The organism is Azospirillum griseum, from assembly GCF_003966125.1.
GTDB classification, from domain to species: Bacteria; Pseudomonadota; Alphaproteobacteria; order Azospirillales; family Azospirillaceae; genus Azospirillum; species Azospirillum griseum.
The window spans coordinates 1-2588 of sequence record NZ_RXMA01000077.1 but is presented as its reverse complement, the minus strand read 5'-3'; the positions used below and the strand labels follow the sequence as shown (position 1 = coordinate 2588).

The window sequence follows — 2588 nt, the reverse complement described above, 5'->3', positions numbered from 1 at the left end:
GCTGGTCGAGCCCGACCAGCTTCGGCGGCCAGATGCGGGGGCAGCGGTTCGACGCCAACGGGGTCAAGATCGGCGACGAGTTCCGTATTGACGACCTGACGGTGCCGATCTGGGATCCTGTGGTAACCGCGCGAGCCGATGGCGGCTTCATCGTTTCCTGGCAGACCACCAACGGTGCAAGCCTCGACGGCATCAATGCTTATACCCGCGTCTTCTCGGCTCAAGGTATTCCCTTGAATAATTTCACCGGAACGCCCAGTGGCGACATCCTATTCGGTTCCTCTGGGTCCGACACGCTGACCGGAGGTGCCGGCGCCGACACCTTCCTGTTCACCGCGCCCAACCATGGGCTGGACACCGTCACCGACTTCCAGGCTGGCACCGACCGGATCGAAATTGTCGGTTCCGCCTTCGGCAACCTTCCAACCGGCCAGCTCGACGCCGGCCGCTTCGCACTCAACGCGCCGAGCGATGCCGATGATCGTTTCGTGTTCAACACCACGACAGGGGCCTTGTCCTACGACCCCGACGGCAACGGTTCCATGGCGGCAACTACCTTCGCCATGTTGAACGTCCGCTCACTGTCGGCCAGCGACATCTGGGTGGTGGCGTCGGCCTGAGGCCGGCGTCGCCATTCCTTCCTTGCCGATCAGGGCGCTTGTCCGTCAAAGGGTGGCAGTGCGGACAGTTGGTCGGCACGGTTCCGTGACAAAACGCTTTCCACTCGTTCATAACCCTCTCCCGCGATCGGATCGGCGTCCACGGCCGGGACCGGGGCTGGAGAGGGGAACGGCGTGCCGCGACATCGTTTGCTGACCGAGGACGAACTCCGGCAATTGTTCGGCGTTCCCGCCGACCGGGATGCTCTGGCGCGTCAATTCACGCTCACCCCTTCGGACCACGACCTGATTCTGACGCGGCGGGGTGACGCCAACCGGCTCGGTTTCGCCGTGCAATTGGCGTTGCTCCGTCAGTCCGGCCGTGCGCTTGCCCAGGTCGAGGAACCAATCGACCCGCTGATCGCCTGGATCGCTGCCCAGATCGATGTGCCGGCGCACCTGTTCGCCGATTATGCCCGTCGGCATCAGACGATGACCGATCATGCCCGACAACTCGCCTCGATGCTCGGGCTGCGCCCGTCGACCGATGCCGACCTTCCCTTCATGATCGAAGCCGCCGCCCAAGCCGCCTGGCCCGCGCACAAGCCGGGAGTGATCGTCACCGCCATCGTCTCCGCGCTCCGCTCCGAGAAGCTCATCCTGCCCGCCTTGGCGGTAATCGAACGCACCGGCGCTGCCGGGCGTGCCCGGGCACGCAAGCGGGCCGCCGACGCGCTGCTTGCCGGCCTCACCGACGAGCAACTGGCCAAACTCGACCGGCTGCCGGTCGTCGATCCCGAACTCGGTGGGACTCCTCTCGCCTGGTTGAAGGCGATGCCGAGCGCGCCGAAAGCCGGACATGTCCGCGACCTGCTCGGCAAGCTTCAGGCCGTCCGCGCCGTCGGGATCGCGTCCGACCTCGTGTCGCGCCTTCCCGAAATCCGGTTCCGCCAGTTTGTCCGGGAAGGCCAGGCGTCACCCGCCTATCTGCTCGGCCGCTACACCACCCATCGGCGGCGCGCGACCCTGGTCGCCGTGCTGTTCGACCTGGAATCCCGGCTGACCGATGCCGTGCTCGACATGGCCGACCGGCTGATCGGTGGCGCCTTCACGCGGGGCAAGCATGCCAAGGAAAAGACCTACGCCGCCACTTCGTGCGACGTCGGCCGCCTGATGCGGCTGTTCCACGACACGATCGAGGCGCTCGGCGCGGCCCAGGACAGCGACCGCGACGCCTTCGCCGTCGTCGACGAGACCGTGGGCTGGGCGAAGCTGTTGCGCGCCCGGCCCGAGGTGGCCGGGCTCGCCGATCTGGCGGAGGAGAATCCCCTGATCCGTGCCGCCGACCGCTACATCACGATCCGGAAGTTCGTCCCGGCTCTTCTCGAAGCCCTCACCTTCAAGGCGGCCAGGGACAACGACCCGCTGCTCGCGGCGGTCACGCTGCTGCGCGAACTCAACCAGTCCGGCAAGCGCGAGGTGCCGTCGGATGCGCCGATGCCCTTCCGCAAGGAGTGGAGGCGGCTGGTCGTCGAAAGCGGCAAACCCAATCGCCGACTGTACGAGATGGCGGTGCTGGCCACCTTGCGCAACAAACTCCGTTCCGGCGATGTCTGGGTCGAGCGTTCCTCCGGCTACCGCCGTTTCGACAGCTATCTGCTGCCGACCGCGGCGGTGCCGCCGGTGGTGTCCGAATTGGGCCTGCCCGATACGGCCGACGCGTGGTTGGCCGCGCGCAGCCAGGAACTCGACGAGCGTTTGAAGCGTTTTGCTCAAAGGTTGCAGCGCAATCAGCTCGACGGTGTCGAACTGCGCGACGAGCGGCTGCACATCACGCCGGTGAAGGCGGCCACGCCGACGGAGGCGAGGACTTTGGCCGCCCGGCTCGACGCTCTGCTGCCACCCTCTGTGCCAATGACGGTGAGACATCAGCCCGGCTGAAGTTTAAGCTCGAGGGCGTAGGAAATTCATCGCGTGACCATGCCCAAC

General features: G+C 66.3%; 2 pseudogenes. Both read left to right on the top strand.

The window, feature by feature from the left end:
* A pseudogene (locus EJ903_RS27140) lies at positions 1 to 620 on the top strand (hypothetical protein); the annotation flags it as partial.
* Between the two features lie 174 nt (positions 621 to 794).
* Positions 795 to 2501 (top strand): annotated as a pseudogene (locus tag EJ903_RS26075) (DUF4158 domain-containing protein); the annotation flags it as partial.
* Positions 2502 to 2588 lie beyond the last annotated feature (87 nt).